Origin of the sequence: Streptomyces sp. NPDC059957 (assembly GCF_042730015.1) — a bacterium.
In the GTDB taxonomy this organism is placed as follows: domain Bacteria; phylum Actinomycetota; class Actinomycetes; order Streptomycetales; family Streptomycetaceae; genus Streptomyces.
In genome coordinates this window covers 15,198-41,048 of record NZ_JBHWMB010000050.1, presented here as the reverse complement: position 1 = coordinate 41,048, position 25,851 = coordinate 15,198, and the positions used below count along the sequence as shown (strand labels likewise).

Sequence of the window (25,851 nt, the reverse complement as noted above, 5' to 3'; positions counted from 1 at the left end):
AGAACCGGACGGACCCGGGTCGCGTGGTAGCCGACACGAACGGCATGCACACGAACACGGGGGAACACGGGTGGGATTCGCAAGGAAAGCCAGGACGGCGGTGCTCGCCGCGGCGGTGACCGGGGCACTGATCGCGGGGACCGCTGCGGCCGGCGCCCAGCCGGCGCCGGACGGTACGGGGGCTTCGGCGAAGGGCAGGCCGAAGGCGGACGCGAAACCGTCGGCGACGGTGACCCTGATCACCGGCGACCGGGTCGTCGTCAAGGGCGACGGCAGCGTCGAGCGGCTCATCCGGGGCGCGGGCCGTGAGGGGACGGCCTTCTCGGTGCGGCGCGAGGGCGCGCACACGTACGCCGTCCCGCAGGACGCGCTGCGCCTGATCGCCGACGGGGTCCTGGACCGGCGGCTGTTCGACGTGGCCCGGCTGGTCGAGGACGGGTACAACGACGCGCACCGCAGTGCGCTGCCGCTGATCGCCGGCTACCGGCGGGACGCCTCCGGGGCGCAGACCTTCGGTGCCGCGGGCGACACGCTCGCCGGGGTCGCGCGCGACCGCCGCCCGCTGCCCGCGGTGGCGGGCGAGGCGTTCAACGCGCCGAAGGCCGACGCCGCGGCCCTGTGGGCGGCGGTCACCGGCCGGACGGGCGCCCGCGTGGCGGGCGCCCCGGTGTCGCCCGTGGCCCACCTGTGGCTGGACGCCAAGGTGAGCGCCAGTCTGGACAAGAGCGTGGCCCAGATAGGCGCGCCCGCCATGTACCAGGCGGGCTACACCGGCAAGGGGGTCAAGGTGGCCGTCCTGGACACGGGGGTCGACGAGACCCACCCCGACCTCAAGGGCGTCGAGACGGCGCAGCGGAACTTCAGCAGCTCGCCCGACTCCGCGGATCGGTACGGGCACGGCACCCACGTGGCCTCCACCATCGCCGGAACGGGTGCGCGATCGGGCGGCCTGTACAAGGGGGTGGCGCCCGGCGTACAGCTCCTGGACGCCAAGGTCCTGGGCGACGACGGCTACGGCGACTCCTCCGGCATCATCAGCGGCATGCAGTGGGCCGTGGACCAGGGTGCGACCGTGGTCAACATGAGCCTGGGCTCCCCCGACGAGCCGGGCGTCGACCCCATGGAAGAGGCGGTCGCCCAGCTCTCCGGGAAGGCGCTGTTCGTCGTGGCCGCGGGGAACGAGGGCCCCAAGGCCGGCACCCTGCGCACCCCCGGCAGCGCCCCCGCGGCGCTCACGGTCGGCGCGGTGGACAAGCAGGACCAGCTCGCGGAGTTCTCCAGCCGCGGTCCGAGCGCCGACGGAGCGGCCAAGCCGGACATCACCGCCCCGGGCGTGGACATCACCGCCGCCCACACCACGCAGAGCCCGGACACCGGGCCCGCGGACGGCTACGTCGGCATGTCGGGCACCTCCATGGCCACCCCGCACGTCGCGGGCGCCGCGGCCCTCGTCCGCCAGCAGCACCCGAACTGGAGCCCGGCCCGGATCAAAGCACTGCTGACCGGCTCGGCCAAGCCCAACCCCACGCTCAACTCCTACCAGCAGGGCGCGGGCCGCGTCGACCTGGCACGGGCCGTCAAGGCCGTCGTCACCTCCGTGCCCGGCTCACTCGCCTTCGGCACGCACTCCTGGCCGCACGCCGACGACAAGCCGGTCACCAAGACCCTCACCTACCGCAACCACGGCACCAAGCCCGTCACGCTCAAGCTGAGCACGTCCGGCACCGACCAGTCCGGCCGCCCGGCCCCGGCCGGGATGTTCACCGTCAAGGATGCCCAGCTGACCGTCCCCGCCGGGGGCACCGCGAAGACCACCGTCACCGCGGACACCCGCAAGGGCAGCGTCGACGGGGCCTTCGGCGGCACCGTGCTGGCCTCGGGGGGCGGGCAGCACGTGCGCACCGGTCTCGTGGTCGACCGCGAGGTGGAGTCCTACGACATCACACTGAAGCACCTGGACGTCAACGGTGCGAACCCGTCGACGTACTACACCACGGTGACGAAGCTCGGCGAGGGCATGGACGCCCGCTTCGAGGTCCCGTACGACCCGAGCGGCACCGTCGTCCAGCGGCTGCCCAAGGGCGACTACCTGCTGGAGGGCGTCGTCTGGGGCCCGGATTCCACCCTGGGCTTCTTCGTCCAGCCGGTGCTGAAGGTCACCGGGAAGAGCACGGTCACCTTCGACTCCCGCAAGGCCAAGCCGTTCGCCGTCACCCCGCCGGATCCGTCGGCCAAGCTGGTGAGCGCGTACGCCGGGTTCTACGACGAGGCCGCGATGGTGGGTGACATGTGGGCCACCGACGGCGCCACCCGGATCCTCACCCAGCACCTGGGCCCGAAGGGGACCACCCTGAGCGCGCAGTACAACGGCCTGTGGAAGACGCCGGGGGCTGCGGGCAAGAACGTCGACTACCGGCTGGCCTTCAACCGCAAGGGCACCTGGTTCGACGGGCTCGACCGCAAGCTCACCCGGGCGGACGTCGCCGAGGTCAAGCTCGGCTTCGGCGCTTCGGTCACCGGCGCCAAGGGCCTGATCCACGCGACGCCGACCGGCGCCGACGGCTACACCTCCGGCATCACGGACCCGTCCGAGCAGAGCCTGCCGCTGGCGAGCACGCAGTACGTCAGCGCCACCGGGGTGCGCTGGGACTGGGTCGCCACGCAGGTCGACTCCCGGGGCGAGGGCCGCATCATCTACGCGCAGAACCAGGCGTCCTACCTGCCGGGCAAGCGCTACACGCTGAACTTCAACACCGGCGTGGTCGGACCCGACCTCGAGGCCGGGGAGGAGCAGGGCGGCTGGCGTACCGGCGACTACCTGGACGCCAATGTCGGGCTGTTCAACGACGGCGGAGGTCACGAGGGTTCGTCCGCCTTCACCGGGGGCTTCACCCGGCTGGAGTCCGGCGGCCGGGTCCTCGCGGAGTCCGACCCGGGCGGCTGGATCAGCGCGAAGGTCCCGGTCGGCTCCGCCGTGTACCGCTTGACCAAGGAGGCGACCCGGTCCGCCAAGGACACCGCCACCAGCACGAAGGTGCGGGCGAGCTGGACGTTCACCTCGGCCCGCCCGGCGGGCGCGGACGAGCGTGTGGCGCTGCCGCTGTCCACGGTGCGGCTCGCACCGAAGCTGAGCCTGAGCGGGACGGCGCCGGCGGGCGGTGCGCTGAAGGTGCCGCTGCTGCTGGGCGGGGCGGTCGCCGCGAACGGCCAGGTCGCCACGCTGACGGTGCGTGTCTCCTACAACGGGGGCAAGACCTGGAGCCTCCTCGCGGTGGCGAAGGACCCGAAGGGCGCGCGGTCGGTGACCGTGAAGCACCCGGCGTCGGCCAAGGCCGTGTCGTTCCAGGTGGACCTCAGGGACAAGGCGGGCAACACGGTGCGGGAGACGATCACGAACGCCTACCTCCTCGCTCCCTGAGCCGCCCGTACGACGCTCCGGCCCGGCCCCGCACCGCGCGGGTGCCGGGCCGGAGCGGTGCCCGGGGCGTGGTTTGACCCGGCGGTGTGCCGCTCGCTTTGATTGCTCCGGCCGACACGAGTAGATTCGTACGCTTGTTCGCGCCATCGTGTGCGGGAGAGAGCGGGGGCTGCGGCGATCATGCGGATCACGTCGATCACGAGGACCAGGCGGTCGCTGGGGCGGCAGTTCCGGTGGCTCTGGGCGGCGTACGCGGTCAGCACCCTCGGCACCTGGCTCGCCTTCGACGCCTTCGCCCTGATCGCGATCTTCGTCCTGCACGCCGGGCCGGCCGAGGTGTCGGCGCTGGCGGCCGCCGGGCCGGCGGTCGCCGCGGTGGTGGCGCTGCCGCTCGGGCCGTGGATCGAATTCCGCCGCAAGCGGCCGGTGATGATCGCGATGGACCTGATCCGGTTCGCGGCGCTGATGAGCGTGCCCGCGGCCTTCGCGCTCGGCCGGCTCGGGGTCACCCAGCTCCTGGCCGTCTCGGTCGTCGTCGGCGCGGCGGACATCGCCTTCACGGCGGCCGGCGGCGCTTGTCTGAAGGCGATCGTCCGGCCGGAGGACCTGCTCGTCGCGAACGGCCGGTTCGAGTCCACCACATGGACCGCCACCATGCTCGGGCCCCCGCTCGGCGGGGTGGCGATCACCGTGTTCGGGCCGGTGATGACGGTCGTGGGCAACGCGGTGAGCTACCTGCTCTCGGCGGTGGGGATCCGCGCGATCGGCGGCCGGGAGCCACGCCCCGCACCGCCTGCCGGAGCCCCGGCGCGGCTGCGCTTCGGCGACCTCTTCGAAGGCTGGCGGTACATCCTGGCCGACCCCGAGCTGCGCCCGCTCTTCGCCAACACGATCCTGGTCAACGGCCTGGTCATGGCGACCGCGCCGCTGCTCGCCGTCCTCATGCTCGGCCCGCTCGGGTTCACGCCCTGGCAGTACGGACTCGCCTTCGCCGTGCCCTGCGCCGGCGGCCTGCTCGGCTCCCGGCTGGCACCACGGCTGGTCGAGCGGTTCGGGCAGCACCGGGTCATGATCACCGCCGGCGTGCTGCGGGCGTGCTGGCTGCCCTGGCTGGCCTTCGTCCACTCAGGGACCGGCGGGCTCGTCCTGGTGATGGCCGTCGAGTTCGGGCTGATCACCTGCATGGGCGTGTTCAACCCGGTGTTCGCCACCCGCCGGCTCACCCTGACCCCGCCGGACCGGGTGGCCCGCGTCCTGTCCGCGTGGTCGGTCACGAGCAAGGCCTCCATCGCCGCGCTGACCGCCCTGTGGGGTCTGCTGGCCGCCTTCACCGACCCCCGCACCGCCCTCGCGACGGCCGGCGTCCTGGCCATGGCGACCCCGCTCCTGCTCCCCCGGCGCGACCGCACGCCACGGCCGAAGCAGGAAGTACCGCTGAGCTGAGACCTGGGCCGGGTCCGGCCGGCCGGAGCGGTGGGGCTCCGGCCGGCGGGACACCGTACGCGGGTCAGGAGATGGTGAGGAACCGGGCCGTGCTCGGTACTCCCTGGGCGTCGAGGGCGAAGAGCATGTAGGTCCCCGGCAGGACCACGCCCGGGTCGGCGGGTACGGACACCGTGTAGGTGCCTGTTCCCGTGGCCGTGGAGGTCAGGGGGACCCGTCGTTGGTCGTTGTCGGTGGAGTGGGTCGCGGCCGCGGCCCGCATCAGGACGAAGGACGCCGCCGGGGTGGAGGTGGAGAGGGTCAGCGAGGTGCCGGGGGCCGTCCTGGCGGGAACGCTTCCCGTGATCTCGGGACGCGGCTTCGGCGATCCGTCCGGGTTGAGGAGGTACGGCGGTGTGAAGACCGCCCCGTCGGCGTGGTTGGTGGCGCAGTCACCGCACAGGCCCCCGCCGCCGGAGAAGACCCGTCCGTCCGGCAACAGGTTGGCCACGCTGTGGTAGTTGCGCGGGACGGCCATGGTGGCGAGCGGGGTGAACACGCCCGTCGAGGGGTCCCACAGTTCGGGGGTCAGGACCGAGGTGGCGTCGCTGAACGGCACCGGGTGGCTCTGTCCGCCGAAGACGATCACCTTGCCGTCGGGCAGGACCACGCTGTTGGCGAAGGCCCTGGCGTACTCCATGTCCCCGGTACGGGCGGTCTCCACCTGGCTGCCCGCGATGCTCACCGTGTAGGCGCGGCGCGTGGCGGGGGTGTCCTGGTAGGCGGGCGAACCGCCGAGGGTGAGGAGCTTGCCGATGTCGTAGGCCACGGCGTTGCCCGTCATGGCGTCGGCGCTGTCGGCCCGGGTGCCGGCCGGGGTGATGCTGCCCGTACCGGTGGTCGAGATCCAGTTCATCTGCTTGCTCGGGCCCAGTTGCAGCACCTTGCCGCCCGAAGTGGCGTGCAGCCACATGTGGTTGTCGGCGCGGTAGGGTCCGGCCGGGTCGGCCGTGGACGCCTGGAGGGCGGGGACGCCCGGGAGTCCGCGCCAGGTGCCGGTCTGCGGCGACCAGGCCTCACCGGCCTTGTCCCCCGCGGGGCCGCTCCAGGATCCGCCCAGGACGAAGGCCTCGCCGGTGGAGAGCAGCGTCATGGACTGGTAGCCGCGGGGGATGTTCATGTTGCCGGCGGCGGACCAGCCGTCGGTGGCGGGGTCGTAGATGCTGGCCTTCTCCGCGTTGCTGCCCCCGGTGACCAGCACGCGGCCGTCGGCCAGCATGGCTATGCCGGGGCAGAACATGTCGTGCCCGGTGTTGTCGATGCGGCGCTGGGTGACCTTGCCCGTCTTCAGGTCGAGGATCGCGGTCTGGGTGTAGCCGTTGCTGCCGCCGAAGCGGTCCACCGCGTACGCGGACCAGGCCAGCAGTTTGTCGCCGGGCAGTACGGCCGTGGCCACGGGGACCAGGGGGAATCCGGTGATCCGGCCCCAGGATCCGTGCACGGCGGGGCTCGCCGGCCCGCTCAGGCGGATCTCGGCGGCGGAGGTCCACGGGCCGCGGGCGCCGGCCTCGGTGGTCACGGTGAGCCGCACGAACCGGGCGTTCGTGCTGCGGGTGAAGGTGGCGGTCTTGACGGTGTCGTCGTCGCGCCAGGTGCCCGCGGCCACGGGTGCGCCGAAGGCGGATCCGTCGGTGCTGGTGGTGACGGTGTAGGCGCCCGCCCGGCCGTTGGGGCCGTTCGTGCGGGGGTGGTAGACGAGTGCGGAGACCGCGGCCGTGCGGTGCATGTCGATGGTGATGCTGTGCGGCAGGGGCGCCGCGGTGCCCGACCACCTGCTGTGCCAGAGGGTGTTGGTGTCACCGTCGAGGACGCCCGCCGCGCGGCCGTTCTCGCGGAGCGTCTCCTCGTCGCTCGCCGAGGCCGTCCATCCGGTCCGGGCGAGGTCCACGGTGGCCTCCGGGGTGCCGGGGTCGCCCAGCAGGTTGATCTCGGCGGCGGACGTCCACGGGCCGCGGCCGCCGGCCTCGGTGAGCGCCGTCAGCCGCACGAACCGGGCCCCCTGCGGGGCGAATCCGAGTGTTTTGGCGCTGCCGTCGTCCGCGAGCGTGCCACTGGCGACCGGGGCCGGCCAGCTCGCTCCGTCCGCGCTGACACTGAGGGTGTACTCGCCGACGCGCCCGTTGGCCCCGTTGGTGCGGGGGGTGTACACGAGCGCCGAGACGACCGCCGTACGGTGCATGTCGATGGTGATGCTGTGCGGCAAGGGGGCCGCGGTGCCCGACCACTTGCTGTGCCAGAGGGTGCCGGTGTCGCCGTCGATCACATGGGCCGCCCGGCCGTTCTCGCCGGCCGTCTCCTCGTCGCTCGCCGCGGCCGTCCATCCGGTCCGGTCGAGGACCGGGGCCGTCGGCTCCATGGCGTTCGCCGGCGCGACGCCGTGGTGCGGCGACTGCTGCGCCGCCTGCTCGCCGGCCGGCCCGGGAGTGGGCGTGGGGCTCGCGACCCCGAGCCACGGCGTGAAGCCGATCAGCAGCGCGCCGAGGCCGAAGGCTATGAGCAGCCTGGACCGGCGTAGCGCGCGGGGTAAGGCGAGGAAGCGCCTGGACTGCAATCTGACCTCCTGGGGCGAACCGGTATGCCCCATGGAAGATAGGTCAGGGTGTCAGCAACTCACCTAAATGAGCGGAGAGTTGACGCAAAACCGCATCCACCGGCGCGATCCGGGAGGGATTGCCCGGCGGGCGGTTAGACCGGCACGGGGCCGTCGGCGGCGAACGGGCCTCCGTGGCCGGGCACGATCAGGTCCGCGGCGGCGATCACCCGCAGCCGGGAGGCGCGCAGTACCTCGCGGTCCGGGGCGACCGGGTCGTCGGCGGGACCCTGCGCGTGCCACCACAGGTCGCCTGCGAAGGCCACCACGCCCGAGTCCGTGCCGGCGAGCAGGGTGATGTCCTCGTGACTGTGTCCCGGCGTACGGATCAGGCGCAGGGAGGGGGTGAGTTCGTAGCCCTCGGCGTCCCGGTTCGTCCACTGGTCGCCCTGGTACTCCACCTTGTGGTCGTGCACCCGGGCCCGGCCGAACAGGCCCACGTTCATGGTGTTGTCCGGGTGGTGGTGGCTGAGCACCACGTCGGTGATGTCATCGGGGCCCAGACCCAGTTCCGCGAGCGGGCCGAGGATGTCCGCGTGGCTCGCCACCATGCCCGGGTCGAAGATGAAGTGCCGGCCGGCGTCGGACACGTAGGAGACGGTGGCGGCGACGCCGGGGCCCGTGGAGCCTACGTAGCCGGTGGTCAGGACCTTGTAGACGGCGCTGCGGCCGATCGGGGCGTCGATGCGGAGGTCCTGCGCGGTGACCGTGTCGTGCTTCGCCGTGTTGGTGTTCGCCGTGTGGTTCTTCGTCGTGTGGTTCTTCGTCGTGTTCGTCATGGCTGTAATCCTTCCGCGGCGACGGGGAACGTACGAGTGGCACACCTGCCAGTGATCGCAGGATTCGTGCCAAGGTGCCCGCGGCGGTGGCAGACTGCCCCCGTGCCCCCTTTCAAGACCGTCGCCGCGTACGTCCCGCCCGGTGTCGGCATGCTCGCCGTCGGGATCGTCACCGAGGTCTTCGGTCCGCACGGGCAGGGGGTCCCCGGCTTCGACTTCACCCTGTGCGCCGAGCGGCCCGGGCCGGTCCCCACCGACTTCGGCGTGCCGCTCGCGATCGAGCACGGGCTCGACCGGCTGGCGGCCGCCGATCTGGTGATCGCCCTGCCGGGAGCCGGTTTCCGTACACCGCCCGGTCCGGCGGTACTCGACGCGCTGGCGGCCGCGCACGGGGGCGGCGCCCTGCTCGCGGCCCACTGCGTCGGCACCTTCGCGCTCGCCGAGGCCGGGCTGCTCGACGGACTGCGGGCCACCACGCACTGGCGGTTCGCCGAACTGCTGGCCCACCGGCATCCGGACGTGGCCGTCGAACCGGACGCCCTGTACATCGACGAGGGCAGGATCGTCACGGGCGCGGGGGCCGCCGCCGGCTTCGACCTCTGCCTGCACCTGCTGAGGCGGGAACACGGGGCCGCGATGGCCAACGCCGTCGCCCGGGACATGGTGCTGCCCTCGCACCGCGACGGCGGGCAGGCCCAGTACCTCGCGGCGCCCCTCCCCGAGGACTGCCGGGACGAGCGGCTCTCCGAGGTGCTCGCCTGGGCCCGCGACCACCTCCACGAGCCGCTCCCCGTCACGGAGCTGGCCCGCCGCGCCGTGATGAGCAAGCGCTCCTTCGCCCGCCGCTTCACCGCCGCGACCGGCACGACCCCGCACGCCTGGCTGCGGAACCTGCGGCTGAGCAGCGCCGAGGAGCTCCTGGAGAGCACGGACCTGCCCGTCGAGGAGATCGCCCGCCGGGTCGGCTACGGCAGCGCGGCGGTCCTGCGCGAACAGTTCGTGCGGCGCAGGGGAGTTCCGCCCCGCTCCTACCGCCGCTCGTTCACGAGCACGCCGTAGGGCCCGGAGTCAGGCCCCCGGCGCCCGTACGCCCCTGTCCTATGATCGTTCCCGTGACCTCCGCGCTGATCCTCATCGACCTGATGCCCCGCATCATCGACCTGCCGGTCGCCCCTCACTCCGGTGCGGAGGTGCTGGCCCGCTGCCTCCGGCTGGCCGAGGCCTTCAGGGCGAAGGGCCGCCCGGTGGTGCTCGTCCGAGTGGACCGGCCGGGGGTTGCGGAGCAGCCGCCGGGCAGCGGCTTCGCCGACGGGCTGGAGCGGCCGGGTGACGTCCTGATCGTCAAGAACACCGTGGGAGCCTTCCACGGCACCGGCCTGGACGACCGGTTGCGCGACCTGGGCGTGGACACGCTGGTGCTCGGCGGTCTGGTCACCACGATGGGGGTCGAGTCCACGGCGCGGTCCGCGAGCGACCACGGCTACGAGCTGGAGTTCGTCGCCGACGCCATGTCCGGATTCACCGCGGACGAGCACGAGTTCACCGTGGAGCGGATCTTTCCCCGGTTCGGCGACGTGCACAACACGGCGGACTACACCTGATCACGATGAACGAGACCGAACAGACCCGGCCCGCGACCGTTCGCGTGTTCATCGCCCTCGCCCCGCCCGACGACGCGAAGGAGGAACTCGCGCGCGAGCTGGGGCCCGCCTACGCCGGGTACCCCCACATGCGGTGGAACCGCATCGAGGACTGGCACATCACCCTGGCGTTCCTCGGTGAGCTGCCGGTCGAGGCCGTCCCGCCCCTGCGGCCGCCGCTCGCGGAGCTCGCGGCGGCGCACAGTCCCGTACGCCTGACCCTGCGCGGGGGCGGCCACTTCGCCGAGCGGGTGCTCTGGAGCGGGATCGACGGGGACCTCGACGGGCTGCACCGGCTCGCCGCCGACGTGCGCGACGTGGTCAAGGAGTGCGGAATCCCCTTCGAAGACCGGCCGCTGCGCCCCCATCTGACACTGGCTCGGGCCCGCCGGAACGACGCCACCTCGGCCGTGGAGACCGCCGCCGGACTCGCCGGGTTCACGGGCCGCCGCTGGCGGACCGAGCGTCTGCACCTGGTCGGCAGCAACATCGGCCGCGGCCCGGGGCCGATCCACTACCGCGACATCGAGGCATGGAACCTCGGCGGGGAGGGCCGCGCGGAGGGCGGACAGTAGGCCTCCGCCTTCCGCCTTCCGCCTTCCGCCTTCCGCCTTCCGCCTTCCGCCTTCCGCCTGCGACCGCGACCGCGAGAATACTCCTTGACGGTAAGTCACTTAGCGCTAAGCTACTTCCCGTCAATCTATTTCGGGGGAGAGTTCGACGTGGTCAAAGGCATGCGTGAGGAACGGGTTGCGGGCGAGCGCTCGCTGCTCCTCGGTGTGGGAGTCAGCGCGATCGGGATCGGGATGTACATCCCGTTCTCGCTCGTCTTCTTCCACCACGTCACGGGCCTCTCCTTCGCCCTCGTCGGCATCGTGCTGACGGTGACCGGCCTGACCGGCCTCGCGGTCATGCCGCTCGCCGGCTCGGCCGTCGACCGGTTCGGGGCCAGGAAGGTCAACCTGCTGCTCTACGGGGTCCGGGCACTCGGCTTCGCCCTCTATCCGTTCGCCGGATCGCTGCCCGCCTTCGCCGTCGTCGCGCTGGTCACGGCCCTCGCCGACCGGTCCTTCCCCATCGTCCAGCAGTCCCTCATCGGCGAAGTGGCCCGGGGCGGCGCCCGCGACCGGCTCCAGGCCTCCATCCGCGCCCTGCAGAACGCGGGCATGGGCGCCGGCGCCCTGATCGTCTCGGGGGTACTGGCCCTGTGGGGCACGGACGGGTTCACCTACACCGCCTGGGGCAACGCGATCGCCTTCGCGCTCGCCGGACTGCTCGTCACCCGCGTCAAGCCGGTACGGGACCACGCGAACGGCGGGCCCGGCACGGGCGCCCCGCCCGGCTCGGCCAAGCGTCCGCCCGCGGGCTACCGGATGGTGCTCGCCGACCGGCCCTTCCTGGGCCTGACCGCCGCCAACTTCCTGACCGCGCTCGGGTACTCGGCCCTGTCCGTCCTCTTCCCGCTCTACATCACCACCTGGCTGCACGGACCCGACTCCCTCACCGGTGCCGCCTTCACCGTCAACACCGCCCTCTGCGCGGGGATCGGCGTCCTGATCGCGAGCCGGGTCCGCCGCTCCGGAGCCCGCCGCACCCGCTCCGCGGCCTTCGGGGCGCTGCTCTTCGCCGCTGCCTTCGTGGGGCAGATCGTGCTCGGCACGGTCCGGCCCGGACGGACCGCGACGCTGGTCGCGCTGCTGGTCATCGTGGTGGTCTACACGGTCGGCGAGCTGGTCCACAGCCCCTCGGGCGGCGCCCTGTCCGTCTCGGCAGCGCCCGAGGCCGTACGCGGTCGCTACCTCGCCACCTACCAGCTGTCCTACTCCCTGGCCTCCGCGCTGGCCCCGTCCCTCTTCACGGGCCTGCTCGCCCTCGACGGCCGCCTGCCCTGGGCCTTCCTGACCGTCGCCGCGCTCGGCGCCGCACTCGCCCTGACCCGCCTGGAACGCCACCTCCCCCCGGAGGCCGTGTACGCCACCCAGCCGCCCCCGGCTCCGACACCCGCGCGGGCCGCCGCGCCTGCTCCTGTGCCCGCGCCGGACGCGGCTCGGGTAGCGGCTGCCAGCGAGCCGGCGGCCACGTCCACCGCCTGAGACGCGCGCACCCCGCCACGAGGCCCCCGCAGTCCGCCCGACCACGGTCTTCTGCCCGAAGACCCGAAGACCCGATCAGGCGGGCTGCCAGAGCTCGATCCGGTTGCCCTCGGGATCCGTGACCCAGCCGAACCGGCCGACGCCGTCCATGTCCTGGATCTCCGGTGCCACGTCCGCGCCCTTGGCGCGCAGCTGCGCGAGCATCGCGTCCAGGTCGCGGACCCGGAAGTTGAGCATGGTCTGCTGGGCGGGGGAACCGAAGTAGTCGGTCCCTGACTCGAAGGGTGCGAACACCGTCGGTCCGGCTCCCTGGTGCCACAGGCCGTGCTCGTCCGAGTCCAGCCCCAGGCAGTCCCGGTACCACGCACCCAAGGCCGCCGGGTCCGCGGCCCGCACGAAATATCCACCGATTCCCAGTACGCGTTCCATGCCGCGATCCTGCCAGGACGGCGTCAGAATCCCTTGCCGAGCGCGCCCAGCAGCAGGGGGTTGATCGCGCCCTCGACTTCGGGGAGCGGCCGGGGCTCGGGTCCCCGCCCCTCGAACATGGGGCGGATGCCCCTCAACCCCTTCGTGCCCTCGACCGCCCACGGCGCGTCCGTCTCCGGCAGCGACACCGTCATCCGGTAGGAGCCGACCTCCCAGTGCACCTCGGTCATCGCTCTCGCCTCTTCCTCGGCTGATCAGAGATCCCTTTCCTCCAAGCTACGGCCGGCTTGACCCCTCGCAAGGGACCAAGGTCCCCACTCCGGGCGCCAACCGGCACTCGTCCAGAGCCCCTTAGGATCCGACCGTGCCGCCTCACATCACGCTCACCGCCGCCCCGACGGCCACCGCTCCCGCCCTCGCCCTTCGTCCCTGGCGGGCGGCGGACGTTGCCGCGCTCGTCGAGATCCACCGGGACCCCGTGCTGCGCCGTTGGGGTTCTTGGCTGGAGACCGAGGAGGAGGGGCTGCGGTGGGTGCGGGAGCAGGAGCAGGGGTGGGCGGCGGGTGAGCGGCTCGGCTTCGCCGTGCTGGAGGCCGCGCCCGGAGTGCGGCAGGAGCGGTTGGTGGGCAGCGTGGTGGTGAAGGAGCTCTCCCCCGGCAAGGCCTCCGCCGAGGTCGGGTACTGGACTTCGGCCTCGGCCCGTGGACGGAGCGTCGCCCCCCGCGCTCTGGAGGCCGTCACCGCCTGGTCCCTCGACGCCCTCCGGGCCCAGGGCCTGGAACGGCTCGAACTCCTCCACCAGGTGGACAATCCGGCGTCCTGCCGGGTCGCGGAGAAGGCCCGCTACGGGTTCGAAGGAATCCTGCCGGCCGCGCCGCCCGCCTTCCCGCTCGACGGCCACCTGCACGTACGGCGCTCGCCGGCGGCCTGACCGGCGCTCAGCCCCGTCCGGGAGAGACTGCCAGGACAGTGTGGAAGCGGTATCGGTCGGCGCGGTAGACGACGCGGTTGTACTCCCTGAGCCCGCCGATCAGCTCCGAGGTGTGCTCGAAGGCCGGGGCGCGTCCGGCCGGGGTCCCGGGGGGGGAGGTGGCGCCCCCCCCCCCCCCCCCCCCCCCCCCCCCCCCCCCCCCCCCCCCCTCCCCCCCCCCTCCCCCGGGGGGGTAGATGATGTGTTTGTACTCCCGGAGCCCGCCGATCGGCTCAGGGGTGGGCGCGAAGGCGGGGGCGCGGCCGGCCGGGGTCCCGGCGGGCACGTCCCCCCCCGCCCGTTCCGCCGACCCGACCCGGTCCTCCTCCTGTAGCGCGTGCAGCGCCTTGCGGAGCGTGACCCGGCTGACGCCGAGGCGCTCGCAGAGGTGACGCTCGGAGGTGCGCCGGGTCCGCGGGGGCGCCGTCGCCCCACCAAGGGGAGCGGGGGGGAGGGGAGGGGGCAAGGAAAAAAAAAAGAAACATCCCCTCCCCCCCCCCCTTCCCCCCCCCTCCTTTTTTTTCCCCTTTTCCCTCTCCTCTTCCTTCCCCTCCTTTTTGAAGATCCGCGCCCTCCCCCCCCCCCCACCCCACAAGCCCCCCCCCTCCCCCGCTTCACGTCCTGCCGCCGGTGGCGACTAGTCGGTGCCGAACTCCATCGCGGCGCGGTCCAGCAGCTCGTCGTCGCCGGAGACCTCGCCGCGGGAGGCGATGGCCTCGGCGCCGCCCTCGGGCATGGCGCCGATCAGGCCGGTGCCCGGCGCCTCGACGGCGCCGATCAGGGCGGGGTGGGTCGTGCCGACGATGCCGAGGCCGGCGTACTGCTCCAGCTTCGCGCGCGAGTCGGCGATGTCGAGGTTGCGCATGGTGAGCTGGCCGATGCGGTCCACCGGGCCGAACGCCGAGTCCTCGGTGCGCTCCATCGAGAGCTTGTCCGGGTGGTAGCTGAACGCCGGGCCCGTGGTGTTCAGGATCGAGTAGTCCTCGCCGCGCCGCAGTCGCAGCGTCACCTCGCCGGTGATCGCCGTACCCACCCAGCGCTGCAGGGACTCGCGGATCATCAGCGCCTGCGGGTCCAGCCAGCGGCCCTCGTACATGAGGCGGCCGAGGCGCCGGCCCTCGTTGTGGTACTGGGCGACGGTGTCCTCGTTGTGGATCGCGTTGACGAGGCGCTCGTACGCGGCGTGCAGCAGGGCCAGGCCCGGAGCCTCGTAGATGCCGCGGCTCTTCGCCTCGATGATGCGGTTCTCGATCTGGTCCGACATGCCCAGGCCGTGGCGGCCGCCGATGGCGTTGGCCTCCATGACCAGGTCGACGGCGGAGGCGAACTCCTTGCCGTTGATCGTGACCGGGCGGCCCTGCTCGAAGCCGATGGCCACGTCCTCGGTGGCGATCTCGACCGAGGGGTCCCAGAACCGGACGCCCATGATCGGGTCCACGGTCTCGACACCGGTGTCCAGGTGCTCCAGGGTCTTCGCCTCGTGGGTGGCGCCCCAGATGTTGGCGTCGGTGGAGTAGGCCTTCTCGGTGCTGTCGCGGTAGGGCAGCTCGTGGGCGAGCAGCCACTCCGACATCTCCTTGCGGCCACCGAGCTCGGTGACGAAGTCGGCGTCGAGCCACGGCTTGTAGATGCGCAGGTGCGGGTTGGCGAGCAGGCCGTAGCGGTAGAACCGCTCGATGTCATTGCCCTTGAAGGTCGACCCGTCGCCCCAGATCTGCACGTTGTCCTCGAGCATCGCGCGGACCAGCAGGGTGCCGGTCACGGCGCGGCCCAGAGGCGTCGTGTTGAAGTAGGCGCGGCCGCCGGAGCGGATGTGGAACGCGCCGCAGGCGAGAGCCGCCAGGCCCTCCTCCACGAGCGCCGCACGGCAGTCGACCAGACGCGCGATCTCGGCGCCGTACGCCGTGGCGCGCGTGGGCACCGACGCGATGTCGGGCTCGTCGTACTGGCCGATGTCGGCGGTGTAGGTGCAGGGGACGGCACCCTTGTCGCGCATCCAGGCGACGGCGACGGAGGTGTCGAGGCCGCCGGAGAAGGCGATACCGACGCGCTCGCCGGTGGGCAGGGAGGTGAGGACCTTTGACATGGGATGAGTATGCGCCACGATGCATGTTCATGCAAAATGCCGGGCCGGAGAAGCGGCTGGGCACCGGACGGGCGTGCCGTCATTGTGGCGCGGGGCCGCGTCGGCGGCGAGTTCGGCGGGGCGCCCGGAGAGGGCCGCCCCGCCGGGAGCGGCAGCTGGTTCAGCCGGTCGTGGCCGCGAAGGGGCCCCCGGCGGCGAAGGCGTGGCGGGCGAAGTTCTCGGCGATGCGCACGTGGCCCGCGGGATCGGGGTGCAGGTCGTCCGGCAGCGGCAGCTCGGCGTGGTCCGTGGCGCCGTAGAGGTCGCGGCCGTCGAGGTAGTGCAGGTGCGGGTCCGCGGCAGCCCGCTGCGCGACGATCCCGGCCAGCGCATCGCGGACGATGGTGAGCGTCAGGCGCCCGGCGACCCGTTCGGCGGGGTCGCCCAGGGCCTTGAACCGCTCGGTCCCGGTGCTGAAGTCGATGGTGAGGGGCCCGGGGGTGTCCTCCTGGATCGGGCACAGGAGGGGCGACACGACCAGGAGCGGCGTGGTCGGATGGCCCTCGCGGAGGGTGTCGAGGAAGCCGTGGACCGCGGGGGCGAAGGCGCGCAGCCGCATCAGGTCCAGGTTGACGATGTTGATGCCGATCTTGACGCTGATCAGGTCGGCGGGGGTGTCGCGCATCGCGCGGGCGGTGAAGGGGTCCAGCAGGGCGCTGCCGGAGAATCCCATGTTGACCAGGTCCACCGCCCCCTGCGCCGCGGCCAGCGCCGGCCAGGTGCCGGTCGGACGAGCCGCGTTCGAGCCGTGGCTGATGGAGCTGCCGTGGTGCAGCCACACCCTGCGCCCGCTCTCCGGCGCCGGCGTGACCGGGGCGTCGGTGCGCAGGGCGATCAGTTCGGTGATCTCGGTGTGCGGGAGCCAGATCTCGACGTCCTTGTCCCGCGCGGGCAGGTCCGCGAAGCGGGCGGTGCCGGGCGGCCCTTCTTCGAGTTCGACGGCCTGGGTGGCCAGGTCGAGGGTGCGGACCCTGCCCCCGGGCACGGTGGCCCGGGCCGTGAGCACGCCGTCGATCACGAGGTCGTACGCGCCGTCCGGCGAGGTCGGGAAGCCGCGGTAGGCCCTCTTGGTGGGCAGGGCGTCCAGCTCGATGACGGTGGCCCGGGTACGGAAGACCAGGCGCACGCCGGACGGGCGGACCTCGGCCGTGGCCAGTTGTTCGTCGGGGATCTGCAGGCGGGCCCGGGCGGGCAGCCGGTGGGGCAGCAGGCCGTGCGCGGTGCGCTCCGTGTCGAGGGCGCCGCGCAGGAGGCTCTCGGTGACGGGCGTGGTGATCCAGTCGTGGTCGGTGGTCATCGCCTCAGCCTCGTGATGATCGGGGTTACGGGACGGGGTGCGGGCTTACGGGCTTACGGGCTTACGGGCTTACGGGCTTACGGGCTTACGCAGCATCGCGTCGAGCGAGTCCACGATCCAGTTCCAGGACTCCTGCGGATCCACGGCGGTGTGACTGAAGCCGCCGCCCAGCTCCAGGCTGACGTAGCCGTGGAAGACGCTGCCGAGCATCCGGACCGCGTGCGTCTGGTCCGGTTCCGTCAGGTCGTAGCCGCGCAGGATCGCCCGTGTCATCTGGGCGTGCCGGACGCCCGCACTGGCGGCCGCCGTCTCGGGGTCGAGCCGGAGCCGGGCGGCGTCGTAGCGGCCGGGGTGCTGCCGGGCGTAGTCCCGGTAGGCGTCCGCGAAGGCGGCGAGGGCGTCCTTGCCGGCCCGCCCGGCGAGGGCCGCCGCGACCCGGTCGGCCAGTTCCTCCAGCGCAAACAGGGCGATCCGGGTCTTGAGGTCCTGAGAGTTCTTCAGGTGCGAGTAGAGGCTCGCGACCTTGACGTCGAAGCGCCGGGCGAGCGCCGAGACGGTCACCTGCTCGAAACCGACCTCGTCGGCGAGCTCCGCGCCGGCCCTGGTCAGCCGCTCCGCGGTCAGTCCTGCTCGAACCATCATGTGCCTCCTAGCTGGCGATAGCCATTATGTATTTGCCTAAAACCTTTAGGCAAATTAGCCTGCCACTCATGAAGCCGTTGACCGAGCAAGAGATCCGTGCCGCCTTCGTGAACTGCACCAAGGGCGAAGCCAAGCGCCTGTCCGTACCCCGCGATCTGGCCGAACGGCCCTGGGAGGACCTGGACTTCCTCGGCTGGTGGGACCCCAAGGCCCCCGAGCGCGCCTACCTCGCCACCCAGCTGGACGGCCGCACGGTCGCCCTCGCGCTGCGCACCTCCGCCGCCGCCCCCTCCCAGGCGCGGCGCAGCATGTGCTCGCTTTGCCTGACCACCCACACCGGGGGCGTCTCCCTGATGGTCGCGCCGAAGGCGGGCAAGGCCGGGCAGCAGGGCAACTCGGTGGGCGCCTACATCTGCGGCGACCTCGCCTGTTCGCTCTACGTACGGGGCAAGAAGGACGCGGGCCCGGGCGCACGGCTCCACGAGTCGCTCACCCTGGAGGAGAAGATCCAGCGGACGGTCGCGAACCTCGCCGCGTTCTTCGCCAACGTCACGACGGTCGCCAACGTCACGACCGGCGCCGACGTCACGGCCTGAAGCACCCTTCCCCTACTCCGTACGAGCCCTCTTCGGTGCCCATTCGGCCCCACGGGCCGAGTGCATGATCATCAGGCTGCCCGGAAATCGTTTTGATGCTGCCATCCGGCCGAAGGCGATCTGGGAGGGCTGCGTGGCGCGCATGCTGTCATCGACACACCGTGGAGGACTCCGGCGACGGAGCAGGACGTGGAGCGTGGCCGGGGCGGTGGCCGGAGTGGTCTTCGTCGTCGCCGCAGCGCCGCAGTCGGCGTCGCGGCCCGGTGACGGAGGGCAGGCCGGCGCCGAACACGCCGGCTCCGTCGAGCTGCTGGTCGGCCGGGTGCTGGACGGCGGGGGCCGGCGGTGCGCGATGGACGCCTTCCGGGCCGGGCTGTGCAGCGGGCTGGAGCGGCAAGTGGTCCGGGCCACCTCCAGCGGAGCCGGTTCCGTGGTGCGCGATCCCTCCTCCCGCGACGCCGGGGCGTCCCGGGCGGCGGCGCACACGGTCGTCCTGCCCACCGACGCGGCGGGCCCCCTGGAGATCGCCCTCGCGGGACCGGGGCTCCTCACCTATGTCACCGTCCACGACGGTCGCGGCCGCCACGTGGGCGGCGCCCTGGGTGCCCGGGGGCACCACTGGGCCAACACCGAGCCGCTGCGGGCGGGAGAGACCTACACCGTCCGGGTCGGCGCCCAGGACGCGGCGGGTACCCCGGTCGGCGTGACCATGGCGTTCCGGACCGCGCCCGCGGCGCAGGAGGACCGGCTCACCGCCGAGTTCGGGCCCCGGCCCGGCACGTACGGGGCGGGGCAGATCGTGACGGCATCCCTGAGCCACCCCGTCCCCGCCACCGACCCGGCCGCACGGGCCCGCCTGGAGCGGGCCCTGCAGGTCACCTCGGAGCCGGCGGTCGAGGGGGCCTGGCACTGGGTCGACGAATCGACCCTGCACTACCGGCCCCGCACCTACTGGCCCGCCCACGCCGTGGTGCACGTGGTGAGCGGTCTCGACGGGGTCGAAGTCGGGGAACGGCAGTACGGCGGCTCCTCGGAGCCCCTGCGGTTCGCCATCGGGGACCGGATCGAGGCGCTCACCGACGCCGCCGCGCACGAGATGACCGTACGGCGCAACGGCAGGACCGTCCGGACCATCCCGGTGACCACCGGCAAAGCGGGATTCCTGACGCGCAGCGGCATCAAGGTCGTACTCGGCAAGGAGCGCAAGGTGCGGATGCGCGGGGACAGCGTGGGCATCAAGCGCGGTACGAGCGAGTTCTACGACCTGCCCGTCTTCTACGCGACCCGGGTGACGTGGAGCGGCGAGTACGTGCACGCCGCGCCCTGGTCGGTCGATGCGCAGGGCGAGGAGAACGTCAGTCACGGCTGCACGGGCATGAGCACGGCCGACGCGGCCTGGTTCTTCGACACGGTGCGCGAGGGGGACGTGGTGTCGGTGGTGAACAGCGGCGGTGAGCCGATGGCCCCGTTCGCCAACGGGTTCGGGGACTGGAACCTCAGCTGGGACGCCTGGCTGGCCGGCAGCGCGCTGGGCGTCGACTCCGACTCCCCGCTCGCCTCGCCCGCCTCCGCGCCCGCGTCGGCGCACGGGCCGTCCCGGCTCCTCCCCCTCACCTGAGCCGGCCAGCGGCTTCCCTGCCGGGGCGGGCGCGGCGGCTCCGATAGCATCCGGTCCGTGCCCGCCACCGGCTCTGGGAGCAGGGCGGCACCGGCTGGTACGCGGCGGAGGTCCGGATGCACCACCCGGTCACCAGCCCCACCCGGCACGCGCTCTTCCACCGGCTGGCCGCCCGCAACCGCGTCTGGCTCGCCTACCGCAACCTTCCCGCGCCCCTTATGCCGGCCTACCTCGGCATCTGGACGGCCGTCACGGCCCTGCGCGGACTGCGGGGCGGCGGACTGCGGGACTCGCTCCAGGGCCTGCGCGAAGGGTGGGCGTCCCGGCACGACCAGGTACGGCGCCCCATGCGCTGGCGCACGGTGATGCGGCTGACGGCCGCGGGCCGGCCGCCGGTGCTCTGAGGAACCGGCGCGCCGGCCCACCAGGGCGCCGGCGCGCCTCAGGGGCCGGTGCGGCGGGCCGCGCCGTACGCCGTGAGAGCGGCCGCGAGGTGGCGGGCGCCGGTGGGGTCGGTGGCGTCGTGGCCGGTGAGCAGCCGGATGCGGCCCAGGCGGTAGGTCAGGGTGTTGCGGTGGACGGTGAGGGCTTCGGCGGCCTCGGCGCGCCGGTAGCCGGCCGCGATGAACTCCCGCAGTGTGGTGAGCAGATGGGGCTGGTCGTCGAGGGGTGCCAGGACCCGGGCCAGGGCGTCGCGGGCGGGGCCGGGCTGCACGAGCTGGTACTCGACGGCGAGGTCGGCCAGTCGGTAGAGACCCGGCGGGCGCCCCAAGTCCTCGGCCAGGGAGAGCACTTCGGAGGCCTCCGCCTGGGCCCGGGGGATCGATGCGTGGTCCTCGGCGACGGCGGCCGCCACCGTGCACCGCAGTTCGGCCGCCGCGTCGAGGCGGGCGAGCAGCCGCCGGGTCGCGCCGTCCGGCGCGTCCGTCCCGTCCGGGGCGAGCGGGACCAGGAGGACACCGCCCTCGCCCTTGAAGGTGGCCAACACCTCCGGGTTGCCGTCCAGTTCGGAACGCAGGGCGCGCAGGATGCGGTGCGTCGCGCCGCCGGGTGCCTCGGGGAGGCGCAGTACGACCACCTCGTACCGCTCCGCGAGGGTGCGTCCGTACCGTTCGGCCGCGCGCCGGGCCGGGCGGCCGGCGAGCAGGACCCCGGCGAGGTTGCGGCCGTGTTCGCGCTGCTCCCAGTCGAGGTCGGCCTGTTCGCGCAGGTAGGCCTCGGCGACCTTGGGCATGACCTCCCCGAGGAACGCCAGCAGTCCCGTGACCAGGGCGTACGGGTCAGCGACGGGGTCGGGTCCGGCCGCGGCGAGCTCCCAGGCCCGGCGGGCGCCGAGCGGGTAGACCCGTAGCACCGCCTCCAGGGGGACCCCGTCCCGGGCCCGCTCGGCGCCCCAGGCGACGGGAGCGGCCAGTTCGGCTTCGGTGGGCGCCCGTCCTTCGGCGACGGTGGTGAAGAACAGCTTCAGCACGGCTTCGGTGTTCGCGACGAGGTCTCCGCCGAGGACGCTGTCGGGCAGCAGCCGGTAGGCGGGGATGTCGGCGGTCAGCCGGGCGACGGTCTCGGCCGCCATCTCCGGTATCCGGGGCAGCAGCGCGGCGGCGAGCTCCGGCGCGGACGCGAACCCCCCGCCCGCCGCCCCGCCCGCGCTGCCGCCCGCCGTACCGCCTGCCGTACCGCCCGCGTCGTCCATCCCGGCATTGTCACCGTGCACAAACGCGGGAGGAAGCATTCTGCGCGTACCGCCAGGGGACACCGGCCGCACGCCGGAGCATTCTGTGCAGTCCGACCAGTGCACGACCCCCCGTCAGGAGATGTCGTATGGCCCCCCGTACCCGTGCGTCGCGCACCCGCACCCTGCTCGCCAGAGCCGCTCTCCCGCTGGCCCTCATGCTCGGCGCCGCCTTCCCGGCGCACGCCGCCACCGAGGGCGTCACGGGCGGCGGGGTCAACGACTTCTCCTGCCGGCCGAGCGCCGCGCACCCCGAGCCCGTGGTGCTGCTCCACGGCACCTTCGCCACCTGGTACGAGGACCTCAACTTCCTCCAACTGGACCTCGCCGCCCGCGGCTACTGCACCTTCGCCCTGACCTACGGCGCCTACGACGGCTTCCCGCTCGTGGGAGGCCTCAAGCCGGTGGCCGTCTCCAACCTGGAGATCAAGGAGTACGTGGAGAAGGTGCGCGGCGCGACCGGCGCCGCGAAGGTGTCGGTCGTCGGCCACTCCGAGGGCGGGCTCCAGGCCCTCTACCTCGCGAAGATGCAGGGCATCCAGCCCCATATCAAGGCGGTCGTGGCCATCGCTCCCCCGACCCACGGCACGAACGCCGCCGGGCTGCTGGACCTGGGCGACAAGCTGATCGGCCGGGCGGCCATGGAGAAGATCGTGACCACCATCGGCATCCCGGTGCTCGCCGACGAGGTGCCCGGCGGTCCCGCGATCCTGGCGCTGAACGACGGCCCGGTGGCCCAGCCCGGCATCGCGTACACCATCATCACGTCGCGCTACGACGAGCTGGTGACCCCGACCGAGACGGCGTTCGTCCGCGAGCCGGGGGTCAAGAACCAGTACGTGCAGGACTTCTGCCCCTTCGACCCGGTGGGCCACATCGGCGAGGCCTACGACCTCAACGTCTGGCACCTGGTGCGCAACGCCCTCGACCCGCGCCGGGCCACCCCGATCCTGGTGTGCGCGGTCGGCTCGCCCGGCTAGGCCGTCTCCGGGAAGCGGGAGGCGGGAGGCGGGAGCCGGGAGGCTAGTGCTGTGACCGGGAAGGTTCACCGGGTCACGGCGCCCGGCACGGCACCTCGCCGCGTTGTCGGACCACGGAAGTACGTCCAGTACGAGCCGCGATCCTCCGCCTTGCGATGCACCGCACCGGACGCCGCGACCCGGCAAACCTTCCCGGCCACAGCACTAGGGAAGCGGCCCGCCCCGGGCCGTGAGCCACAGGGAGTACCACTCCTCGTGGCCGAGGTCCGGGGCGCGCAGGGCGGCGTCGCGGCATGCCCGGATGCGCTCGGGGCGGCCGGTGCCGATGACGGGGGCGATCCGGGCCGGGTGGCGTTGCAGCCACCACAGCAGGATCGTCTCCGGTGTCGTGTCCTTGGCCTTGGCCAGGGCGCGCAGTTGCTCGGCGGTCATGCGCTCCCCGACGCTCGCCTCCAGCCCGGTGAAGCGGCCTTGGGCCAGCGCCCCGTAGGCCTGGAGGCGGACTCCGTTGGCCGTGCAGTACTCGACGGTGCCGGCCGGGAAGCCGACGGCGGCCGCGGCCGGGGTGTTCACGAGGACCCCGTCCTCCAGCCAGTCCCGCCGCCGCAGGCTCATCTCCAGCTGGTTGGCGACGAGCGGGACATCGAGGTGGCGTTGCAGGGCGGCGCATTGTGCGGCGTTCATGTTGGACACGCCGAACTGCCTTACGAGGCCCTGGCGGTGCAGCGAGGTGAGCGCCTCGGCGATGTCCGCCGGGTCGGCCAGGGGGTCGGGCCGGTGCAGGAGCAGGACGTCGATGACGTCGGTGCGCAGCCGTGTGAGGCTCTCCTCGACGCGGCGCAGGATGCTCGCGCCCCGGAGGTCGTACATCCCGGGGCGGTCGCCTTCGGCGAGCCGGATGCCGCACTTGGTCTGCAGCGTGATGCGCTCGCGCAGGCCGGGGGTGCGGGCGAGCACCTCGCCGAAGACGGCCTCCGCCTTCCCGTGCCGGTAGATGTCGGCGTGGTCGAACATCGTGATGCCGCTGTCGAGGGCGGCCTCGATCACCGCCTCGGCCGCGTCGATGTCCTCGGCCTGGTACGGGCCGGGCTCCCAGCTCCCGCCGAGAGCCATGCAGCCGTAGATCAGTCTGGTGTCGCCTGTCACTGGTGCCGTGATCGCCATGCCGCCACCCTACGAGGCGGACGCCTTCCAGAGCACCCGGTCCCCGGCCAGGATCACCAGCTCTCCACCGGGGCGCAGCAGCAGGCGCGCGCCGGGGTTGCCGGGGGTGGCGCTGGACCAGGCCGGGCCGCCGTCGGCCTTGCGCACGAGCAGTTCGCCGTCCTGGGTGAGGACGGCGTCGTGTCCGGAGCCCGCGGTGTCGCTGTGCCACGTACGGCGGCCCTCCGAGTCGAGCAGGGCGAGGTCGCCGGTGTTGTCCAGGGACAGCCGACACGTTCCGGCGTCGAGGGTTTCGCCGAGGCGGAGTACGGAGCCGGTGTGGAACTCGATGGACTCGTCGAGTTCTCCCTTGGCCAGGGCCCGCAGGACGGGCAGGGAGGGGCTGAAGGCGTACACGGAGCCCTCGGTGCGCACGAACCGGCCGAAGTGGAGGGTGTTGGCCCGGCTGCCGGTGCCGTCGGCCGAGGGGGTCTCGAAGGCGATGGGCGAGTCGGGGCCGAGCACCGGGTCGCAGCCGGTGCGCGGGTTGCGGCCGGCCGGGAAGTCGGGTTCGTTCACCCACTTGCGCATCACCAGCTCGAACTGGCCCACCAGGTCGGACTGGTGGCAGACGAAGACCAGTCCGCGCGAGGTCTCCGGACCGTGTTCCCCGCCCAGTTCGGGCTTGTAGACGGGGCCGTACGGGATTCCGCGCCGCATCAGGCGTCGCGCGTCGAGCTCCGCCTGGGCCACGGGGGGACGGCCCGGGGTGAGGACGAGCCCGCCGCGCGGGTTCCCCTTGCGGATGTGCGCGAACAGCGGCATCTGCCAGCCTTGCGGGTCCTGGCTGTAGTCGAGCTTGGCGTCGGGGTGCTCGCCCGGCACGGGCAGTTGCTCCGCCGCGGGGCACAGGGAGACCGGCATCCCGCCGGGCCAGCGGCCCATCAGGCGGGCTCCGAGCCATTCCCGGCCGGCGTCGGCGGGCGCGGCGCCGGAGCGCTGGAGGTCGGCGAGACGCAGGGCGACCTGGGTCCACCAGCCGGGCACGTCCTGCGCGAGCCGGCGTACGACCTGGAAGGCTCCGCCCGTGGCCCAGGCGGGCAGGCCCGTGGGGCGCTTGCCCACGCGCTCGGCGCCGACGACGAACTCGCCGGCGGGGATCAGCCGGGTTCCGGGCTTGCCGAGCACGCCGGTGGGGTCGGCCGGGTCGGGCTCGTCGAAGCCCCGTACTCCGGGCTGGCTGATGCAGTCGAGGAAGCCGAAGTGCTCGTGCCCGCGGAGCTCGCCGGGGAGGGTGGCCCCGTCCTGGCGGAACAGGACCGTCGCGTCGGCCTTGGCCGCGCCCGCGCGGTGTTCGGCGACGGCGGTGGCGAGGCGTTCGGGCTGGTCGGCGGCGAGCGTGAGGACCGCGTGCACCACGCGGCCGGGCTCCTGCGAGCCGAACAGCCAGGACTGCGGGGCGCTGGTTCCGGTGTCGCCGAGCTGCTGCGCGCGGGCGGCGCAGCCCTGGGTGAAGGCCTCGGCGCTGGAGCCCGCCGGGGTCGCGGGGAAGGGCTCCTTGCCCGCGAACAGGAGCAGTCCCGGATGCGTCAGGCTCAGCCCGGTCCACAGGGTGGCCATGGAATCGGGGTCGATGCCGCCGCTGCGTCGGCGTGCCCTGCTGAAGGCCCGGTTGAAGCGGGCCACTTCCTCGGTGGTGGAGAGGGAGGGCAGCAGGCCGGTCAGCCAGTGCCGGGCCTTGTCGGCGTCGCGGAAGCGGAGGAAGAGGAAGCAGGCGTGGTCCTTGCGGAACCCGGCGAGGATGTCGCCCTGGGAGTCGCGGTCGGTGCGCAGCGGGAGGGGCGCGGGGTCGGTGTCCCTGCGCGCGGGCTCCGCGGCCGGGCCCGCCGCCGGACGGGCCGGGGCCTGGGCGGCCCACGCCGTGGGCGCGAGGCCCGCGGTGACTCCGGCGGCGGCGAGGGCCGCCGCTTGGACCACGGTCCTGCGGGCGGGTCCGCGGGCGGGGCCACCGGCGGATCCGGTGTGGGGGCAGCCCGGGTGCGGCGACGGGTCGAGGGCCATCGACATGCTCCAAGTGGCGGTGGGGGGCGAGGCGGAGAGGGGCGAAGCGCGAAGCGTGGAGAGGGGAATCGAGTGGAGGACCCGACCAGCGGACTCGAACAGAAAGGGGGGAACGGCCTGGTTCAGCGCGGCGGCGCTGCGGGCGCTCCGGAGCCGAGCCCGGGGAGGTTGCCTGCGACGAGGGCGCGGGCGACTCCGGGACGGGACATGGGGAACCCTTACGTGGAGGGAGCGGAGGGAGAGGAAAGGAGCAGGA

The 25,851-nt window shown here is 73.1% G+C and carries 22 protein-coding genes; 11 read left to right on the top strand and 11 right to left on the bottom strand.

Annotated features, from left to right (window positions below):
- Nucleotides 1–70 precede the first annotated feature (70 nt).
- Both ACFWBW_RS28485 and ACFWBW_RS28480 read left to right on the top strand, forming a co-directional pair.
- Nucleotides 71–3,418, top strand: coding sequence for a S8 family serine peptidase (locus ACFWBW_RS28485; protein WP_385378075.1), 3,348 nt, complete (start codon nt 71–73; stop codon nt 3,416–3,418).
- 180 nt (nt 3,419–3,598) lie between these two features.
- Entirely contained in the window at nt 3,599–4,861 is a 1,263-nt protein-coding gene (locus tag ACFWBW_RS28480; RefSeq protein ID WP_385378072.1) for an MFS transporter, read from the top strand.
- A gap of 64 nt (nt 4,862–4,925) precedes the next feature.
- Here ACFWBW_RS28480 and ACFWBW_RS28475 read toward each other — a convergent pair whose 3' ends face one another.
- Both ACFWBW_RS28475 and ACFWBW_RS28470 read right to left on the bottom strand, forming a co-directional pair.
- Nucleotides 4,926–7,451: a discoidin domain-containing protein gene (locus ACFWBW_RS28475; RefSeq protein WP_385378069.1), complete on the bottom strand. Its 2,526-nt coding sequence runs from the start codon at nt 7,449–7,451 to the stop codon at nt 4,926–4,928.
- A 134-nt stretch (nt 7,452–7,585) separates the two neighbouring features.
- The gene (locus ACFWBW_RS28470) at nt 7,586–8,269 is read right to left on the bottom strand and encodes an MBL fold metallo-hydrolase (RefSeq protein WP_385378066.1); all 684 of its coding nucleotides are present in this window, start codon (nt 8,267–8,269) and stop codon (nt 7,586–7,588) included.
- Between the two features lie 150 nt (nt 8,270–8,419).
- On the opposite strand from ACFWBW_RS28470, the gene ACFWBW_RS28465 reads away from it, so the two are divergent.
- The 4 genes from ACFWBW_RS28465 to ACFWBW_RS28450 all read left to right on the top strand — a co-directional run bounded on the left by ACFWBW_RS28465 (nt 8,420) and on the right by ACFWBW_RS28450 (nt 12,002).
- The gene (locus ACFWBW_RS28465) at nt 8,420–9,328 is read left to right on the top strand and encodes a GlxA family transcriptional regulator (RefSeq protein WP_385378157.1); all 909 of its coding nucleotides are present in this window, start codon (nt 8,420–8,422) and stop codon (nt 9,326–9,328) included.
- Between the two features lie 41 nt (nt 9,329–9,369).
- Entirely contained in the window at nt 9,370–9,870 is a 501-nt protein-coding gene (locus tag ACFWBW_RS28460; protein WP_385378063.1) for an isochorismatase family protein, read from the top strand.
- Nucleotides 9,871–9,875: 5 nt separating this feature from the next.
- On the top strand, nt 9,876–10,484 hold the full coding sequence (thpR, locus tag ACFWBW_RS28455) for an RNA 2',3'-cyclic phosphodiesterase (RefSeq protein ID WP_385378060.1): 609 nt from the start codon (nt 9,876–9,878) through the stop codon (nt 10,482–10,484).
- A 159-nt stretch (nt 10,485–10,643) separates the two neighbouring features.
- Entirely contained in the window at nt 10,644–12,002 is a 1,359-nt protein-coding gene (locus ACFWBW_RS28450; protein ID WP_385378057.1) for an MFS transporter, read from the top strand.
- 75 nt (nt 12,003–12,077) lie between these two features.
- Here ACFWBW_RS28450 and ACFWBW_RS28445 read toward each other — a convergent pair whose 3' ends face one another.
- Both ACFWBW_RS28445 and ACFWBW_RS28440 read right to left on the bottom strand, forming a co-directional pair.
- Nucleotides 12,078–12,431: a VOC family protein gene (locus ACFWBW_RS28445; protein ID WP_385378054.1), complete on the bottom strand. Its 354-nt coding sequence runs from the start codon at nt 12,429–12,431 to the stop codon at nt 12,078–12,080.
- A gap of 23 nt (nt 12,432–12,454) precedes the next feature.
- Nucleotides 12,455–12,661 (bottom strand): hypothetical protein, encoded by a 207-nt coding sequence (locus ACFWBW_RS28440; RefSeq protein WP_385378051.1) that lies wholly within the window; start codon nt 12,659–12,661, stop codon nt 12,455–12,457.
- A gap of 134 nt (nt 12,662–12,795) precedes the next feature.
- Between ACFWBW_RS28440 and ACFWBW_RS28435 the strand changes: the two genes are divergently transcribed.
- Nucleotides 12,796–13,362 (top strand): GNAT family N-acetyltransferase, encoded by a 567-nt coding sequence (locus tag ACFWBW_RS28435; RefSeq protein ID WP_385378048.1) that lies wholly within the window; start codon nt 12,796–12,798, stop codon nt 13,360–13,362.
- Nucleotides 13,363–13,369: 7 nt separating this feature from the next.
- Here ACFWBW_RS28435 and ACFWBW_RS28430 read toward each other — a convergent pair whose 3' ends face one another.
- The 4 genes from ACFWBW_RS28430 to ACFWBW_RS28415 all read right to left on the bottom strand — a co-directional run bounded on the left by ACFWBW_RS28430 (nt 13,370) and on the right by ACFWBW_RS28415 (nt 17,462).
- Nucleotides 13,370–13,867 carry a GntR family transcriptional regulator gene (locus ACFWBW_RS28430; protein WP_385378045.1) on the bottom strand — a complete coding sequence of 166 codons (498 nt, stop codon included), beginning with the start codon at nt 13,865–13,867 and terminating at the stop codon, nt 13,370–13,372.
- A gap of 171 nt (nt 13,868–14,038) precedes the next feature.
- Entirely contained in the window at nt 14,039–15,487 is a 1,449-nt protein-coding gene (gene argG / locus ACFWBW_RS28425) for an argininosuccinate synthase (protein WP_385378042.1), read from the bottom strand.
- Between the two features lie 160 nt (nt 15,488–15,647).
- On the bottom strand, nt 15,648–16,823 hold the full coding sequence (locus ACFWBW_RS28420; RefSeq protein WP_385378038.1) for a GDSL-type esterase/lipase family protein: 1,176 nt from the start codon (nt 16,821–16,823) through the stop codon (nt 15,648–15,650).
- Nucleotides 16,824–16,892: 69 nt separating this feature from the next.
- Nucleotides 16,893–17,462: a TetR/AcrR family transcriptional regulator gene (locus ACFWBW_RS28415; protein ID WP_385378153.1), complete on the bottom strand. Its 570-nt coding sequence runs from the start codon at nt 17,460–17,462 to the stop codon at nt 16,893–16,895.
- Between the two features lie 71 nt (nt 17,463–17,533).
- Between ACFWBW_RS28415 and ACFWBW_RS28410 the strand changes: the two genes are divergently transcribed.
- From ACFWBW_RS28410 to ACFWBW_RS28400, 3 genes are all read left to right on the top strand, one after another.
- Entirely contained in the window at nt 17,534–18,061 is a 528-nt protein-coding gene (locus ACFWBW_RS28410) for an FBP domain-containing protein (protein ID WP_385378035.1), read from the top strand.
- A 196-nt stretch (nt 18,062–18,257) separates the two neighbouring features.
- Nucleotides 18,258–19,679 (top strand): Ig-like domain-containing protein, encoded by a 1,422-nt coding sequence (locus ACFWBW_RS28405; protein ID WP_385378032.1) that lies wholly within the window; start codon nt 18,258–18,260, stop codon nt 19,677–19,679.
- A gap of 116 nt (nt 19,680–19,795) precedes the next feature.
- Nucleotides 19,796–20,083: a hypothetical protein gene (locus tag ACFWBW_RS28400; protein WP_385378030.1), complete on the top strand. Its 288-nt coding sequence runs from the start codon at nt 19,796–19,798 to the stop codon at nt 20,081–20,083.
- 38 nt (nt 20,084–20,121) lie between these two features.
- Here the strand turns inward: ACFWBW_RS28400 and ACFWBW_RS28395 are convergent, their stop codons facing one another.
- A complete protein-coding gene (locus tag ACFWBW_RS28395) occupies nt 20,122–21,372 on the bottom strand; it encodes a PucR family transcriptional regulator (RefSeq protein WP_385378027.1) in 1,251 nt (416 codons plus the stop codon).
- 128 nt (nt 21,373–21,500) lie between these two features.
- Here ACFWBW_RS28395 and ACFWBW_RS28390 point away from each other — a divergent pair, with 128 nt between their 5' ends.
- Entirely contained in the window at nt 21,501–22,391 is an 891-nt protein-coding gene (locus ACFWBW_RS28390) for an esterase/lipase family protein (protein ID WP_385378024.1), read from the top strand.
- A 204-nt stretch (nt 22,392–22,595) separates the two neighbouring features.
- Here the strand turns inward: ACFWBW_RS28390 and ACFWBW_RS28385 are convergent, their stop codons facing one another.
- Together ACFWBW_RS28385 and ACFWBW_RS28380 are read right to left on the bottom strand one after the other, a co-directional pair.
- Nucleotides 22,596–23,555 carry an aldo/keto reductase family oxidoreductase gene (locus tag ACFWBW_RS28385; protein ID WP_385378021.1) on the bottom strand — a complete coding sequence of 320 codons (960 nt, stop codon included), beginning with the start codon at nt 23,553–23,555 and terminating at the stop codon, nt 22,596–22,598.
- Nucleotides 23,556–23,564: 9 nt separating this feature from the next.
- Nucleotides 23,565–25,601 (bottom strand): peroxidase, encoded by a 2,037-nt coding sequence (locus tag ACFWBW_RS28380; protein ID WP_385378018.1) that lies wholly within the window; start codon nt 25,599–25,601, stop codon nt 23,565–23,567.
- Nucleotides 25,602–25,851 lie beyond the last annotated feature (250 nt).